This is a genomic window from Candidatus Bealeia paramacronuclearis (genome assembly GCF_035607555.1).
Lineage (GTDB): Bacteria > Pseudomonadota > Alphaproteobacteria > UBA9655 > UBA9655 > Bealeia > Bealeia paramacronuclearis.
The window spans coordinates 222,256-237,835 of the sequence record NZ_JAVHWZ010000001.1; the positions used below are offsets into that span (position 1 = coordinate 222,256).

Consider the following 15,580-nt stretch of genomic DNA (forward strand, 5'->3'; position numbering starts at 1 on the left):
TATTTTTCATTTTAGTCTTTGAGATTATGATCGTTCGTTGCCCAGAGTGCTCTAAACGTTATGCCATTGATGACAAGGCGTTATTGCCTTCTGGTCGGAGTGTCAAATGTGCGTCTTGTGCTCATGTCTGGCACCAAGCTCCTGATGTGACTTACGAGATTGCAGAAAATCCTGCTATTCAAAACTTAAGAGATGTTACATTACCCCCTCAACTTCACAAAGGACATTGGCCAGCGTGGGTTGGTTGGGCTTTTTTTGGAAGCATTGTTGTTGTTTTTCTCACAACTTTCATTTTTACCCGCAATGCGATTGTCTCTTTCTGGCCCCAATCAGAAGCGCTTTACGCCATGGTGGGATTGCCTGTGGAACTTCCCGGCATGGGCTTGACGCTCGCAAATACTTCCACAGAAGAAAAAGAGGAAAATGGCGTTGCCATGTACATTGTTCAAGGGGAGATTATGAACACCTCGGATCGCGTTAAAGATTTGCCAGTTCTCAAAGTGTCTCTCGTGGGCACATCAGAAAAAGGGAAATGCCTTCAGGTCATTGCCAAGGATAAGTGTCTTCTTGACAAGTGGGAACATCATCTCGCCAAATCACATCTTCTGCCGGGAGAACAAGTTCATTTTGAGACCTCCCCACGTCCCAGAATTCAATCTGCCAACTCTGTAATTGTGGCATTTTAAAAGTGTTTTTCTTCTAAAATTCATTTCCTCCAAAATCCCGTTTCATTTAAATTCTATCGAAAATTCAATTTACTGCTTTGCGAAAATTGAATGATGATTGGTGTCAATTACACTCTACATTCAAGAGTGAAAATGACTACAAACCGGAGGTACTGAAAAGGTATGCAATCATCATCTAAACCACTAGGAAAAATTAATCCCCCTCAAGAAACAAAAACGTCGAGGAATCCACTTCTAAAAAATCAAAAAATGACAATTGATGAATATGTGGGGCAAAAACTCAGAGATTATCGTGAAAAAGTAGGCCTCACCCTTTTAGATCTCTCAGAAAGGGTTGGTGTTTCTCACCAGCAAATCCATAAATATGAGATTGGACAAACTAAAATTTCAATGGGAGCATTGTATAAATTTTGCAAAATATTTTCTGTGAATCCCAATTGTTTTTTTGAAGGCTTCCCTTTTGATGAAGAGGATGATGGCACTCTATTAGGCAATGATATTGCTGAGAATCGGCGGTTTGATAAAATTAATGTGCTATTGATCGAAGATAATTCAGAAGATCAGTTTTTGATTCGCAGGGCTCTTGAGGAATTTGAATCTAAAATTAATTTTTACTGCTTCTATGACGGTGAGGATTTTCTCAATTTTATCAAACGGAAAGTGAACATTACATCCATTCCCATTCCCGATATTATTTTTATGGATCTTAATATGCCCAAAATGAGTGGGGGAGAAATCTTAAAGTCCATCAAACAAAACAGAGAGTTGCAGTATATTCCTATTATCATCGTCACAGGAAGTATCAGTCGACAGGACATTATCAACGCTTATAAAAATTTTGCGAGTGGTTATATACGTAAATCCTTTGAGTTTGAGACTTTTAAGAAAAACCTAAAAACAGCTCTTGAATACTGGACGGAGGCCGTGGTTTTGCCGCATCAAGCCATTTTGTGAGTCTTTCTCAAGACAACAGATGACAGAAAGATTGTCTCCTTCTATAATTCATCTAAATGAATTTGAAGGTTAAGTCGATGGAACATAAATCTCCCGAAACGTGGTATGGCACCACTATTCTTTCTGTACGCAAAGGCAAAGACGTGGTTATCGCAGGTGACGGCCAGGTCTCTTTAGGACAAACGGTTTTAAAAGGCAATGCGAAAAAAGTTCGCAGAATCGCAAATGGAAACGTTATCGTTGGATTTGCAGGCGCCACCGCTGATGCCTTTACACTTTTTGAACGCCTTGAGGGCAAGCTTGAACAATATCCCGCACAATTAACACGCGCATGTGTGGAGATGGCCAAAGATTGGCGAACGGATCGCTATTTAAGACGCCTTGAGGCCATGATGGCCGTGGCCGATTGCGATACTTCACTTATTCTCACAGGAAACGGGGACGTTTTAGAGCCCGAAGATGGTATCATCGGGATTGGCTCGGGGGGCGCTTATGCCCTTTCCGCAGCCCGTGCTTTGATTGATATTCCAGGTCTTTCCGTGCGTGAGATTGCCGAAAAATCCATGAATATTGCCGCTGATATCTGCGTTTACACCAACAAAAACTTTGTCATTGAGAGCTTTTAAATATGTCCTTATCCCATTTTACCCCGCGCGAAATTGTCTCTGAATTGGACCGTTTTATTATTGGACAACACGATGCCAAACGGGCCGTGGCTATTGCCCTCCGCAATCGTTGGCGGCGCCAACAATTGGAAGACAATTTAAAAGACGAAGTTCTTCCTAAAAACATTCTTATGGTTGGTCCCACGGGTGTTGGGAAGACGGAAATTGCACGACGATTGGCGCGTCTTGCAGAAGCTCCTTTCCTGAAAGTAGAAGCAACAAAATTTACCGAAGTAGGATATGTAGGCCGAGATGTTGAACAAATCATTCGCGACCTTGTCGAAATTTCAATTAATTTAATGCGTCAAAAATTACGTAAGGAAGTCCAAGCCAAAGCTGAAATTCAGGCGGAAGAGCGCATTCTCGATGTTTTGGTGGGAGAGGGTGCCACCGATGAAACCCGTCAAAAGTTTCGGAAAATGTTCCGCGAAGGTAAAATTGATGATCGCGAGATTGAGATCCAAATCAACGATAATTCCTCTCCCCAAATGCCCACCTTTGATATTCCGGGAATGCCGGGAGCTCAAATGGGAATGCTCAATTTAGGTGATATTTTTGGAAAAATGGGAAGCGTCAAAACCGTTCAAAAAAAGCTTTCTGTGAAAGATGCCTATACGGCGCTTTTGGCAGAAGAAAGTGATAATCTTTTGGACCAAGATCGCGCAATCAAAGAAGCCCTTTATGCGGTCGAGCAAAACGGAATTGTCTTCATTGATGAGATTGATAAAATCTCCGCACGCTCCGAAAGATCCGGCGGCGACGTGAGCCGTGAGGGAGTCCAACGTGATCTTCTGCCTCTTATTGAAGGCACCATGGTTTCCACAAAATATGGAACGATTAAAACCGATCATATTCTCTTTATTGCCTCTGGCGCTTTTCATTTGGCCAAACCCTCAGATCTTTTGCCAGAATTACAAGGCCGTTTGCCTATTCGGGTTGAGCTCAAAGCACTTTCCAGTGATGATTTTGTGAAAATTCTCACAGAACCTGAAGCCAGCCTGATTAAGCAATATATTGCCCTTTTGGCGACGGAAGAAGTTATTCTTAAATTTACAGAAGACGGCATTCAAGAGATTGCAAAACTGGCGGCAGAGGTCAATCAGAACGTCGAAAATATTGGCGCACGTCGTCTTCACACGGTGATGGAACGACTCCTTGAGGATATTAGTTTTGAGGCCTCAGACAAAACCCACGAGACGTTCACCATTGATGGAGACTACGTCAAGAAAACCGTGGGCGAGCTGGCGAAAAACACAGACTTGTCCAAATTTATTTTGTAGGCAAAGATGGCAGGGAAGAGGAGCGATAAGCCCCTCCTCTCTACTTCGCATAAATGGCTTTTAGTGTCTTTTCCAGTTCAACCTGAAGACCTTCGTTCGTGGCCAAAATTGAAGAGTCTCCAAGAACATCTGTGCCACCTTTAAGATCACGCACAAACCCGCCTGCTTCTTTAACGATGATAATACCTGCAGCCACATCCCAAGAAGAAATAGAGCCTTCCCAATAGGCCTCATAGCGCCCAGAGGCCACATAAGCTAAATCAAGTGCTGCAGACCCCATGCGGCGGATTCCTGCGACTTTTGGCATCAAAGCTTGAAGGGACTGAGTAAATGTTTTTTGATCTTTTTCAGCAGTTGACGCAAAAGGAATCCCTGTCGCCAAAAGAGAATCTGCCAAATGTGTGCGTGCAGAAACGCGGATGCGTCGATCGTTTAAGAAGGCCCCACCACCGCGTTCAGCATAAAACATCTCGTTTTTAATAGGGTCATAAATGACACCCGCGATAATTTCATTACCCTTCTGAAGTCCAATGGAAATTGAAAAATGAGGAATACCATGAAGGAAATTCGAGGTACCATCGAGAGGGTCAATAATCCACGTGTGATCCTTGTCCTTATTCTCGATACGCCCCGATTCTTCCATCAGAAAACAGAAGTCAGGACGCGCTTTTTTGAGTTCTTCAAAAAGAATTTTCTCCGATTTTTTATCAGCCACTGACACGAAATCTCCAGGTCCTTTCCGGGAGACTTGAAGATGTTCAACCTCACCAAAATCCCTAACCAGCCCACGAGCGGCTTTAAAGGCTGCATTGATCATAACATTTAGCAAAGGGGACTTTGTCAAAGCCCGGACGTTTCGTGTTGTTTCTCTCATATTCCCAATTCCTTTAACCACATTAAAAAGCCCTGAAATAAGTCCAGGATGACAATTGCATCTTATCCTTTTGCGCGTTCAACGTAAGTTGAATCTCCGGTATTCACCACAACCTTCGTGCCTGATTCAATATGAGGGGGCACCATAATCCGAACCCCATTTTCAAGAATTGCAGGTTTGTAAGAAGAAGATGCCGTTTGCCCTTTAACCACAGGATCGGCTTCCACAATTTGCATCACAACGGTATCGGGCAGTTTGACACCAACAACTTCGCCTTCGTGAGAGACAACCGTGATCATCATCCCATCGATCAAAAAAGGAAGTCCATCTCCAAACAATGTTTTGGGAATACTGACTTGTTCGAAACTTTCTTGATCCATGCATTCAATATTGTCGCCATCTTCATAGAGATATTGAAAGTCTTTTTCATCCAAACGCACGCGCTCAACGGATTCAGCAGAGCGAAAACGTTCGTTCAATTTCGTGCCATCACGAATATCTTTTAGTTCGACTTGCAAATACGCACCACCTTTTCCAGGTTGCGTATGTTGAATTTTAACAGCAACCCACAGACGATTTTTGTGCTCAATGACATAGCCGGGGCGAATTTCGTTTCCACCAATTTTCATGGGAGATTCTCCTAAAGTTTTCCTTGATAAATTTTGATAATGGTATCGAGCATCATTAATGCCTCATTTTTCGGTCGACGGAAAGCATTTCGTCCAATAATCGATCCATTTCCTCCGCCATCACGAATGGCGCGTGCATCGTCATAGACGCCTTCGAGATCTTTAGCGTCCCCCCCTGAAAAGACAACCAAACGGCGGCCTTGAAAGCAAGTTTCAACGACATGACGCACGCGGGCGGTTAGTGTTGAGATATCAATTTTCTGAGCGAGATATTCTTTTTTAGCCGCTTCATTTTCGAGATAATCACTGGGGAGTTTGACCTTGATAACATGCGCACCTAAAAGGCAGGCCATATGGGCACCATAAGCAATTGTATCAATTCCGCCTTCGCCGGCTTTGGACATATTACCGCGGACATAAGACCACACAATAACGGCAAGACCGCAGGATTTAGCTTCCTCGGCAATCTCGCGCAGTTCTTCGAACATGTCATGGGTATAGTTGGATCCGGGATAAATCGTAAATCCGATGGCAGAACAGCCCAATCGCAATGCATCCGCAACCGATCCGGTAACCGCTTGATTGGCGTCATCACCTGAGGGTGTCAAACTATTTGAACTATTGATTTTCAAAATTGTGGGGATGGCCCCGGCAAATGTATCTGCACCTGCCTCAAGGAGTCCTAAAGGCGCTGCAAAGGCCGAAAGACTCGCATCCACAGCCATTTGATAATGATAATGAGGATCATAGGCCTGAGGATTAATCGCAAAACTTCTTGCCGGACCATGCTCGAACCCTTGATCGACGGGCAAAATAACCATGCGTCCTGTACCACCTAATTTTCCATGCATCAAAATCCGCGCTAGATTTCCCTTTGTTCCCGGATTATCCGACTCGTAATGACTTAATATTTTTTTTATGCGTTGGTTGATTCTCATACCTCATTCCCTTCACAAAAAAATTTCTTCCCAAAGACATACCTGAGGATTCATTTTTTTTCAATGCAGGTGAGAATCTTTTCCAAAAGCGAGGAATCTCACAGCAAACTGTAATGTCCTCAAGAAGTGGAGCATTTTTTCGAGAAAATTTGATAAAGTTGGACTCAATCAAAAAAGAAGAGAAAATGAAGAAAAATGTCAGTGCGTCGTTAAAGGTGAAAACAGCGATCGAAGCTTTGAAGGGTTACAATGAGGAAAGGCTTCATAGCTCCCTCACATACAAACGGCATCTTCTCCCTTATCTGATTCATCACTTCTGTGAAATACGCAAAACTACCTTCATTCAATATCTTCCGTCGATATTTGCTCACAATCACCAGGTGATACTCACATTGGTAGGCGCAGTGTCCTTGCTTCCTTATCTGCATACTTCGCATCATAGCAAGAAGGCTTTGGGGAGCGCTACATCCACGGGGCTAGCCCCGTGGTTTTTTCGCGCGTATAAATATAATTGATTTGCGGGACGTTATTCAAATTTCAATTTCTTATCCAAAATCGCAATCGCACGATCGAGATCACTTTGCGTATCTACACCAAAGAGAACCTCTCCGGAAATAACTTTCACATGAATAGTCATGCCGTGTGCAAGCGCGCGGAGTTGCTCAAGGCGCTCATGGGACTCCAAAGGATGAACAGGAAGGGTGACATAGCGATTTAAAGCCTTACGGCTATACGCATAAAGGCCCACGTGATGGTAATGGGGCCCTTCCCCTGAAGGCACAACATTCCGGCTAAAATAAAGGGCACGTCCTATATCAGATCCTGCTTCCAGTCCCAGCGCAATTTTGACGACATTGGGATCTGCAAGTTCATCCGTTTCCTGAATTTCAGTAGCCAAAGTGGCGATATCCAAATTGGGAGCGATCAGAAAGGGATCAAGGCATGCACGTAAAAGCTCAGGATCCAACGTGGGAACATCCCCTTGCACATTAATGATGTGAGAGTAAATTCCTTGAGGGTCAAAAATATCCACCGCGGCTTTTACCCGATCGGATCCTGAAGGCAGGAGCGGGTCTGTCAAAATCGCCATCCCTCCAAAACCCATCACAACTTCGTAGATCTCTTGATCCCCACACGCCACAATGACAGGTCCTAAATGGGCTTGAAGCGCCCGTTCCCACACATGGATGATCATGGGTTTTCCCAAAATATCCGCAAGCGGCTTATTAGGAAGTCGCGTTGCGGCAAGGCGCGCGGGAATCACAATAAGAGGAGTTTGCATTAAGGACATGAGGAGATCCCTTGATAAAAATGATTTCATAATGTTATCATTTTTCTTATAGATTATTTCAATAGATTTAAAGGAGAAAATCAATGCGGCGTTGGATCATATTTTTTCTCATTATTTTTATTTTCACTCCCCTTTCCATTTTGCGCGCGGATGTTTCCGTTCTCTTTTTAATTTACAATATGGGAGAAGGTGAACCCTTCCGAAAGGTGGCCGAAAAGCTCACTGTCGATTATAAAATTGTAGGCATTGGGGTGGGTGCAGAACAATTCAAAGATGATGCACATTTCGTATATCTTAATTCAGATCTTTATTCTGAAGCTCGTGTCAATGTCGCTCCCCATGATAAGGATCACAATCGCAACCGATTATTAAAGTCAGAAATCGTGCAAGCCATTTTAGACTTAGGGCCAAAGGTTGTGATTTCAGGTATGTCTTCTGCGTGGCAAGCGCAAGTTCTCAATTCTCTTCATGAGCGTAAAATTCCAACGATTGCGTTTTATGACAACATGAATGGAAGACTGGTAGATCAAGAGTACGTCAAGCCCTTTTTAGCCGAACTTCAAAATGGGGCTGTCTCAACATGGCTGATTCCTGGTGAGGCCTATAAATCTGGATTTGACGGTAACATCATTGTGTCAGGAAATCCAACCCTTGAGCAATGGGATGAAGCCTTTGAAAGGTCGGATGCTCGTATTTTGAAAAGGCTTGACCTGAAACCAGGGCAAAAACTGCTTCTTTTTGCAGGCGGAAACGATACTACTTATCCTCAGTATTTAAACGAAATGGTCAAAGCCGTTAAGAGACGGAAAGATTTGCTCTTGGTAATCACCCCTCATCCTGCGCGAAAAGATAATATTGAAAATAAAATTTTCAAAAAGAATGGCCACCCTGAAAACGTTAAAATCGTCAAAGATATGAAAACTCTGGATATTGCCCCCTTTGCCTCCATCTTTGCGGTGCACAAATCTGGGATGGCCGCACACGCCTTGTCTCATGGTCTTCCCGTCCTTTTTGTGGGACCTAAAAAAGACTATAAATCTCTTCTTGTTGTTGGAAAAGGCCTGGGCATTGTGGCTGAAAACAAGAAAGAAGCCCAACACGCTATTAACAAATTATTACACACTTCAGAAAAACCGTCGCTCAACGCTTTGGGTGTTCCAGAACAGGCATCTCAACGTATTGCTGAATACCTTAATTCTTTCATATCGAAGAAAACATCAGAACGCTCTCATTCAGAAAAATAATTTTTCTTATCAAATTTTTAACTCTTTGTTAACTATTTTCTCAGAGTCTTGAAGGGTCTTTTTAACACTTTTTTAAGGGGCCCTTCCATGCTCAAAAAAATTCTCTTAGCCGTTTCACTCTTCGTAGTATGCTCCGAACTCAGCACAATTGAAGCAGGGAAAAAACAGAGCAAGATGGAATCTTCCGATTCCAGTTCCGATAAAGAAGACAAGAATTCCAGCCCCAATTCCACGACGACAAAACAGGAAGAGAAAATCGAAATCGATCTTCAAAAAGAACTCGAAGACATTTTTGATGTCGATCATTACAAGCAAGAACATGAAAAAGAAATTAAAGAATCCAAACTATCACCCCTAGAGCATTTCATGCAGCATGGGTGGGAGAAAGGGCATCAACCCGCATCGTGGTTTAAAACGAATGAATTTAAAAAGCATTTTTCTTTGGAAGGGAAAACCTTAGAACATTTCTTTAGCTGGATTACGGGAAAGCATTCTAAAAAACACAATAGCGAAACGGTGGTTGTCAGTGTCACCTCTCATCCCCCTCGCATTGAAACAACTTGGCTCTCCATTTTTTCCATTTTAAGACAAGATGTTAAAGCTGATCATATCATTCTTTATTTGGCAGAAGAGGATTTTCCTCATAAAAAACTTCCCAAAAGTCTCGTATTCTTGCAAAAAAAAGGATTAGAAATTCGCTACAGTAAAACAAATTACAAAGTTGCAACAAAGCTGATCCCTGCGCTTCAAGACTTTCCAGATGCCACGATTGTCACTGCAGATGATGATCGTATCTATCGCAAGGATTGGCTCAAAGTCTTGCTCAAACAGCACAAAAAACATCCACAAGATATTATTTCCCCATCTGCACGCAAGTATATGTTCGTTGAGGGGAACACTTATGGAAAAACCAATGAAAACTCTTGTCCTCACATTGACTATCTCTTGCAAAGCTATTTTTATGACAACGCCAACTTTGGAATATTTGAAGGATTTTCAGGGGTTTTATACCCTAAAGGAGCTTTACATAAAGATGTCTTTAAGTTTGATATCTTTAAGGCCCTCACACCTTATGCTGATGATGTGTTTTTTCAAGCTATGGCGATTTTGCAAGGCACAAAAGTGCGAGGTCTTCCTCAAGAGATTCAAAAAGACTATCAATGGCCCCCAGAAGTGGATGGAACTCAAATCTCAGGCCTTTTTCACAAACACCTTAAAGCCAATGATTGGATGACCTATCGAATCCTCTATTACTATGGCCTATTGGAAAAGGTGGAAATCACACCCTTGAAGAACTTAAAATGCCAAGCTTGCAAAAGAAAAATCAAACTCTACACTTCTCAAGATACACTTAAGCCCTATAAAAATAATTCCAGTGAGTGCCCAACATGTCTGAACGCCCATAAAAGAAAAATCTTGTGCATTGGCGCCTATCCTTACGGCAATATTGGAGATAAATCCTATGAAGCAGTTCTTAATTACTATCTTGGAGATGGTTTTCGGATGTATTTTGCACCTGACACCCTCCGATTGAATACAAAGGGTGAATACATTGAAATGGATAGCACATCGTCTGATTTAAATTTTGATGCCCTCATTATTGGGGGTGGTGGAATTTTACATGATTGGGCGTCTCAATCCGATTCTTCCATTTCTTATTATATAAAAAAGGGGATTGAGCGTCAGAAACCCTATTTCATTGTTTCAACAGGATTACAAACGGAAATAAAAGACCCCAACATTGAAGAAACGCGAAAAATACTAGGGAAATCTATTGATTTGATGCAAAAAGCTTCCCTCATTTTTGTAAGAAGTCCGAAAGACCTTCAGTTAATAAGTTCAGTATTGGGAGACCCCGTTTCTCACAAACTCTTTTTGTCGCCAGATCTGGGATATCTCTATCCCGGAATTGTTGAGTTACCAAAAATAAAAAAGAAAGAATACGTCACTCTTATCCAAACGGGATCTGCATCTGTTGAAAATGAGCACGTCAGACTTCTCATTAATCAAAAACTGAAAGAGCATTCTAACTCTCAATTAGTAGTCATGAATTGGGGAGGACCAGAAGACCCTTTAGAAAAAAAAGATTTCAAAGAATTTGATCTTTTTTCTGAAACAACAAAAAAATTCTATCCAAATGCTCTTGTCTTCATGGGAAACTCCATTGATCCCAAACTCAAAGAGAAAAGATATAAAAACGCCACAATACGCAAGAGTGATGTCACACCTGAGCAGGCTATTGAAATTCTGGAAAAATCGCACTTTGTAATTACAGGACGTTATCATGGAATGATTTTTGCAAAAGCACTAGGAATTCCCTATAATGCTCCCATTTCAACCCATAAAATCTTGGCGGAAAAAGAATCCTCTTTAGATATCACAAAAACCAATATCCAATTAAATAAAATTAAAAACTTTATTATTTTGAATAGCTCATCCATCGACGACCCGTCTTTGTGGGTGAAGGAAAAGAACGATGATCTCCGCAATACGTATATCGTCAAAACTCATGAAACCTATGGCATTCCCATCTCACACTTGCAAGGGATGAGCAATAAGTTGATTTGGAAAATATTGGCCTTTGGAAATTTGGAGGAGTAATAGGAGAAGTAGATACATAAATTTACCCTCTCTTAAGATATTATGTTTTATGATGGGGGGGTAAGAAATAAAACTGAGGAGAAAAATCATGTTTAAATTCTTAACACTGTTCCTGATTTTGGGAGCAACTTTAAGTGGATGCAATACTACCCGTGGTGTGGGTGAAGATATCCAAACAGTTGGAAAAGGAATTGAAAGAGCGACTGAGTAGACTTCTATAGGAAAAGACAACATGACAAAGTTTTTGACACTCTTTTTGATTGCGGGGGTGGTTTTAAGCAGCTGTGCTGGAAACAGTGGCTCTTATGAAGACCGCCCCATCATAGATTCAGACACTGGAAAAGCGTCAAGGCATTAATACCATTGCAATTAAATCCATATTGTTTTCCAAGCCATCTCTGTGGCGGGATGACAGTATATTTGTTTTTTTGTGTTAAATATTTTTTGCAAATGATATTTCAAGTTGATAACAATGTAAAATCCCTCAAGTTAAAAAATCATTCTCCTTTCCTGAGTATCCTGATCAAACATCTTGTCTCTAAAACACCAATTACGTACACTCAATAATAAAAACAATGCTGGGGGAGACACGCAATGAAAAAAACAAAATTAATTTTGGGAATTTTTCTTTTTCCATTTTCGCTTATGGCAGAAGGTCCAATTTTAATTTTCAACTCTCCTAATGTCCAGGAGTTGCCAGGCGAATTCAGGTCAACATCTCTGATTCCTAATGGCAAAATTCCAGACAAAATTTCCACAGAAGGCTTGGATACACTTAATATTTCAGGAAGTGCCCAATATTCTGAAGAACAATTTTCAACAATCAAAAGGACAATTCCTAATCTGGATTTTGTTTTTGATTTACGTCAGGAATCTCATGGTTTTTTGAATGGTATTGCCATTAGTTGGCTTGCGCCTAAAAATTGGATCAATTTGGGATTAACAGAATCTCAAGTAATTCAAGAGGAAGAAAGTCTTTTAAATTCATTAAAGAACATGAAGACGGTGGAGGTATACCGACTCGCTAAAGAGGCAGATAAGGTGAACGCAACGGTTAAACTCTGGGATACCATACGCCCTAAGAACGTTTTGAATGAGGCTGAAATAATTAAACAAAAAAAACTGACCTATTATCGCATTTATGTAGCTGATGATCGGCCTCCTTTAGACTCAGAAGTAGACCGATTTGTTCCTTTTTGGGAGAACGTTCCACGTAACAAAGCTGTCCACTTTCATTGTGAAAATGGGCATGGCAGAACAACTACTTTTATGGTTATGGCAGATATACTTGAGAGTGCAAAAATAGTTTCTTTATCTGATATTTTTGCAAGGCAAGCTGCCATGGGAGGCGTTGATCTTACAAAGCTTCCGCCTCTAGATAATTATGCACATCCCTATTCTCAGGAAAGATTGGAATTTCTAAAAAAGTTTTATGAGTACGCCAAATCGACCACAAAGCCGCGACCACTTTGGAGCGAGTGGAAGAAGACGAATTAATCGTTGCGTCCTTCCTCCATGGCTTTGGCGCGCATAGCGCGATAGGCCTCGATGCTCATAAGTTTTCCATCTTCAACGCGATGGATAAAGCAAATACCATTAGTGTGATCGACTTCGTGCTGAATAACGCGTGCCAGAAATCCATGAGCGACACCTTCCATTTTTTGGCCCTCTGGCGTATAGCCTTCATATCGAATCGATTTAAATCTAGCCACAGGTCCCGCCAAATCATTAACTGAAAAACAGCCTTCATAATCAGTATGGGTTTCCTCCGAAAGGGGCTCATAAGAGGGATTAATCCAAATGGTTTTGGGCATAGAGTCGGTCAGATCTGGGCGCCATTTTTTCAATTCAGGATCATCATGAACTTCAAAAACTATGGCCCGTTTTCCAATTCCGATTTGCGGGGCGGCAAGGCCTGCGCAATTTTCCTCTTGATCATATTTTGCCTCAAGGATTTTCACATCGTTTTGATCCTCTTCCGACAAAGGAAACTTAAGAGTTTTCGCTGGCACAATAAGAACATTTCGATTCTCGCACGTCTCATCATTGATCACCGTATAGTCTGGTAATTGCGTCATTTTGGACTTCCTTTCTGAAGATTCACAATCTGTCTCGAATCCTGCTTTGATCTCTTTTCGATCATAATGACTTGAACACGCCACCAAAAAGGAGGATAAAGTTAAAAATAAAAAACTACGCTTCAGCATTAAAAATCCTCTTAGATCAAAAGCAATTCAAGATATGCGTTGAGATTTGAGGCACGTCAAGAGCATCCATTAGAGTAACTCCTTATTTATGATCTATGGTTTTTCCTTGGCTTGAAGTTGATAAAACGCTAAAATCCCAACTCGTATTATTTTCTCGAAAAGAAAAAGGGTGAATTTGTGAAGAAATTTCTTTTAGCATTTTCTGTGCTTTTTGTGAGCCTTAGCTCTCTAAAAGCCGAGCTGACAATTGATATTACAGAGGGTGGGAGAGCGCCAGTTCCTATCGCCATTACAGATTTCTCTAAGGGAAGCGACCCCTCACTTGCAAACGTTGCCAGTCAAATTTCTGAGGTGGTTTCAGCAGACTTAGCACGCTCAGGCCTTTTTAAATTAGTAAACCCTCAAGCTTACATTCAAACTTCGGATCAAGTCATGCAACAGCCCGATTTTGGAGGTTGGAAAGTCATTAATACAGAAGCTTTGGTGGGAGGGTCTCTCAAAAAAGAAGGTGGACAAATGCGTGTGGATTTCCGCCTTTTTGATGTTTACACTCAGTCTCAATTGGCAGGACTTTCTTTAGCAAGCGATCAAAACAACTGGCGACGATTGGCCCACAAAATTGCTGATACAATTTATGAGCGCATTACCGGCGATAAAGGTTATTTTGATACGCGTATTGTTTACATCCATCAAAAGGGCCGCTCAAAAGATGTTCAATATCGCCTCGCGATTATGGACCAAGATGGAGAGAATCATCAATTTTTAACCAGCGGTCAAAGTATTGTTTTAACGCCACGCTTTTCCCCCGATGGAAAACAAGTGGTGTATTTAGATTACGGTAAGGATAATAAAAAACCTAATCTCTATCTTTTTGATCTCCAGACCGGAAAAAATCAATCCTTGGGAAGTTTTCCAGGACTTAAGATGTCGCCTCGATTCGCACCTGATGGAAAAACCTTGCTGTTGAGCGTTGCGGATAAAGGTGTCACATCTCTTTATTCCATGGATCTTTCCAACAGGAAAATCTCACGCCTTACGAAATCAACAGGCTCAATTGATGTCTCTCCTTGCTATTCTCCTGATGGAAGCCAAATTGTGTTTACGTCCGATCGTGGCGGAAAACCCAAACTTTATTTGATGAATGCGGGCGGAAGTGAGCCCCAGCGCATCAGCTTTGGTGAGGGCCTTTATTTCACGCCCGTTTGGTCGCCACGCGGTGATTTGATTGCATTTACAAAGCAAGTTCCTGGTGGGTTTTATGTGGGTGTCATGAGGCCCGATGGATCGGGGGAGCGTATGCTTGCACAAGATTATCTTGTGGAAGGCCCCACATGGTCTCCAAATGGTCGTGTTTTGCTTTATACAAGACAGTCTCACAACCGCGCTCCTGTAAAATTATTTGCGGTCGATGTTACCGGATTTAATGAATATGAAGTTGCAACCCCTGGGGATGCCACTTACGGATCATGGTCCCCCTTGATTGATTGAACAAAAAAGGTTAATGTTGCGTCCGAAAGATGAGTGGTGTAATATCACCTTACATCTTTTACGGGTACGTGCTCGGAAAAAGTTTTTTTTATTAACTATTTTTTAAGAGTATTTGAGTAGGGTGACCCTGCTAATATATGAGGGAGAATAAAATGAAATTGAAAGTAATTAGCCTTTTAGCTGCTGCGGCTGCTCTTGCGGCGTGCGAGTCCTCATCTGATGAGTGCTTAGATGTTGCTGGCCAAGGCGGTGCTGCTGGTGCACATGCTGTAATGGGAGCTGCAACTCCTGGTTCTGTTGCTGATTTCGTTGAGAACGTTGGAGACCGCGTTTTCTTCGCTTTTGACAAATCTGCTGTTGAAGCTGAAGGCATGGCAACGATTGAACGTCAAGCCGGTTGGCTGAAGCAATACGGTCAGTACACAGTGACTATTCAAGGTCATTGCGATAGCCGTGGTACTGTAGAGTACAACATTGCTTTGGGTGAGCGTCGCGCTGAAGCTGCGAAGCGTCAATTGGTATCCCACGGTGTTGCTGATGCACGCGTTAAAGTGATCAGCTATGGTAAGAACCGTCAAGTTGTTCCAGAAGATGGATCAGAGTGGGCTTATCAACAAAATCGTGTTGCGATTACAGTTCTCGACTAATCGTTTTTTCACGAAAATAACGAAAAAGCACTGGCAGATTTGTCAGTGCTTTTTTGTTGCAACTCAGATAAAATGA

The 15,580-nt window shown here is 41.9% G+C and carries 16 protein-coding genes; 10 read left to right on the forward strand and 6 right to left on the reverse strand.

Annotation, left to right across the window (positions count from 1 at the left end):
- Positions 1–26 precede the first annotated feature (26 nt).
- From Bealeia2_RS01120 to hslU, 4 genes are all read left to right on the forward strand, one after another.
- The gene (locus Bealeia2_RS01120; protein ID WP_331255330.1) at positions 27–686 is read left to right on the forward strand and encodes a zinc-ribbon domain-containing protein; all 660 of its coding nucleotides are present in this window, start codon (positions 27–29) and stop codon (positions 684–686) included.
- 249 nt (positions 687–935) lie between these two features.
- On the forward strand, positions 936–1,640 hold the full coding sequence (locus Bealeia2_RS01125) for a response regulator (protein ID WP_331255331.1): 705 nt from the start codon (positions 936–938) through the stop codon (positions 1,638–1,640).
- Between the two features lie 77 nt (positions 1,641–1,717).
- The gene (gene hslV, locus Bealeia2_RS01130) at positions 1,718–2,266 is read left to right on the forward strand and encodes an ATP-dependent protease subunit HslV (RefSeq protein WP_331255332.1); all 549 of its coding nucleotides are present in this window, start codon (positions 1,718–1,720) and stop codon (positions 2,264–2,266) included.
- Between the two features lie 2 nt (positions 2,267–2,268).
- Entirely contained in the window at positions 2,269–3,585 is a 1,317-nt protein-coding gene (gene hslU / locus Bealeia2_RS01135) for an ATP-dependent protease ATPase subunit HslU (protein ID WP_331255333.1), read from the forward strand.
- Between the two features lie 40 nt (positions 3,586–3,625).
- Here hslU and Bealeia2_RS01140 read toward each other — a convergent pair whose 3' ends face one another.
- The 5 genes from Bealeia2_RS01140 to Bealeia2_RS01155 all read right to left on the reverse strand — a co-directional run bounded on the left by Bealeia2_RS01140 (position 3,626) and on the right by Bealeia2_RS01155 (position 7,317).
- Positions 3,626–4,402, reverse strand: coding sequence for an inositol monophosphatase family protein (locus Bealeia2_RS01140; protein ID WP_414437818.1), 777 nt, complete (start codon positions 4,400–4,402; stop codon positions 3,626–3,628).
- A 119-nt stretch (positions 4,403–4,521) separates the two neighbouring features.
- Positions 4,522–5,088, reverse strand: coding sequence for an elongation factor P (gene efp / locus Bealeia2_RS01145; protein WP_331255335.1), 567 nt, complete (start codon positions 5,086–5,088; stop codon positions 4,522–4,524).
- An 11-nt stretch (positions 5,089–5,099) separates the two neighbouring features.
- Positions 5,100–6,026, reverse strand: a complete 927-nt coding sequence (locus Bealeia2_RS01150) for a class I fructose-bisphosphate aldolase (RefSeq protein WP_331255336.1) — start codon at positions 6,024–6,026, stop codon at positions 5,100–5,102.
- A 209-nt stretch (positions 6,027–6,235) separates the two neighbouring features.
- Positions 6,236–6,466: a transposase gene (locus Bealeia2_RS10480; protein ID WP_414437819.1), complete on the reverse strand. Its 231-nt coding sequence runs from the start codon at positions 6,464–6,466 to the stop codon at positions 6,236–6,238.
- An 86-nt stretch (positions 6,467–6,552) separates the two neighbouring features.
- Positions 6,553–7,317, reverse strand: a complete 765-nt coding sequence (locus Bealeia2_RS01155) for a 3-deoxy-manno-octulosonate cytidylyltransferase (protein WP_331255337.1) — start codon at positions 7,315–7,317, stop codon at positions 6,553–6,555.
- A gap of 83 nt (positions 7,318–7,400) precedes the next feature.
- Between Bealeia2_RS01155 and Bealeia2_RS01160 the strand changes: the two genes are divergently transcribed.
- The 4 genes from Bealeia2_RS01160 (at position 7,401) to Bealeia2_RS01175 (ending at position 12,659) form a co-directional block, all read left to right on the forward strand.
- Complete coding sequence (locus Bealeia2_RS01160) at positions 7,401–8,561, forward strand: glycosyltransferase family protein (protein WP_331255338.1); 1,161 nt, start codon at positions 7,401–7,403, stop codon at positions 8,559–8,561.
- 87 nt (positions 8,562–8,648) lie between these two features.
- On the forward strand, positions 8,649–11,162 hold the full coding sequence (locus tag Bealeia2_RS01165) for a polysaccharide pyruvyl transferase family protein (protein ID WP_331255339.1): 2,514 nt from the start codon (positions 8,649–8,651) through the stop codon (positions 11,160–11,162).
- Between the two features lie 88 nt (positions 11,163–11,250).
- The gene (locus Bealeia2_RS01170; RefSeq protein ID WP_331255340.1) at positions 11,251–11,373 is read left to right on the forward strand and encodes an entericidin A/B family lipoprotein; all 123 of its coding nucleotides are present in this window, start codon (positions 11,251–11,253) and stop codon (positions 11,371–11,373) included.
- 383 nt (positions 11,374–11,756) lie between these two features.
- Positions 11,757–12,659 carry a phosphatase domain-containing putative toxin gene (locus tag Bealeia2_RS01175; protein WP_331255341.1) on the forward strand — a complete coding sequence of 301 codons (903 nt, stop codon included), beginning with the start codon at positions 11,757–11,759 and terminating at the stop codon, positions 12,657–12,659.
- On the opposite strand, the gene Bealeia2_RS01180 is transcribed toward Bealeia2_RS01175, so the two are convergent.
- Entirely contained in the window at positions 12,656–13,240 is a 585-nt protein-coding gene (locus tag Bealeia2_RS01180; protein WP_331255342.1) for a peptide deformylase, read from the reverse strand. The genes Bealeia2_RS01175 and Bealeia2_RS01180 overlap by 4 nt on opposite strands.
- 306 nt (positions 13,241–13,546) lie before the next feature.
- On the opposite strand from Bealeia2_RS01180, the gene tolB reads away from it, so the two are divergent.
- The gene (tolB, locus tag Bealeia2_RS01185) at positions 13,547–14,857 is read left to right on the forward strand and encodes a Tol-Pal system beta propeller repeat protein TolB (protein ID WP_331255343.1); all 1,311 of its coding nucleotides are present in this window, start codon (positions 13,547–13,549) and stop codon (positions 14,855–14,857) included.
- Positions 14,858–15,009: 152 nt separating this feature from the next.
- Positions 15,010–15,504 carry an OmpA family protein gene (locus tag Bealeia2_RS01190; protein WP_414437820.1) on the forward strand — a complete coding sequence of 165 codons (495 nt, stop codon included), beginning with the start codon at positions 15,010–15,012 and terminating at the stop codon, positions 15,502–15,504.
- Positions 15,505–15,580 lie beyond the last annotated feature (76 nt).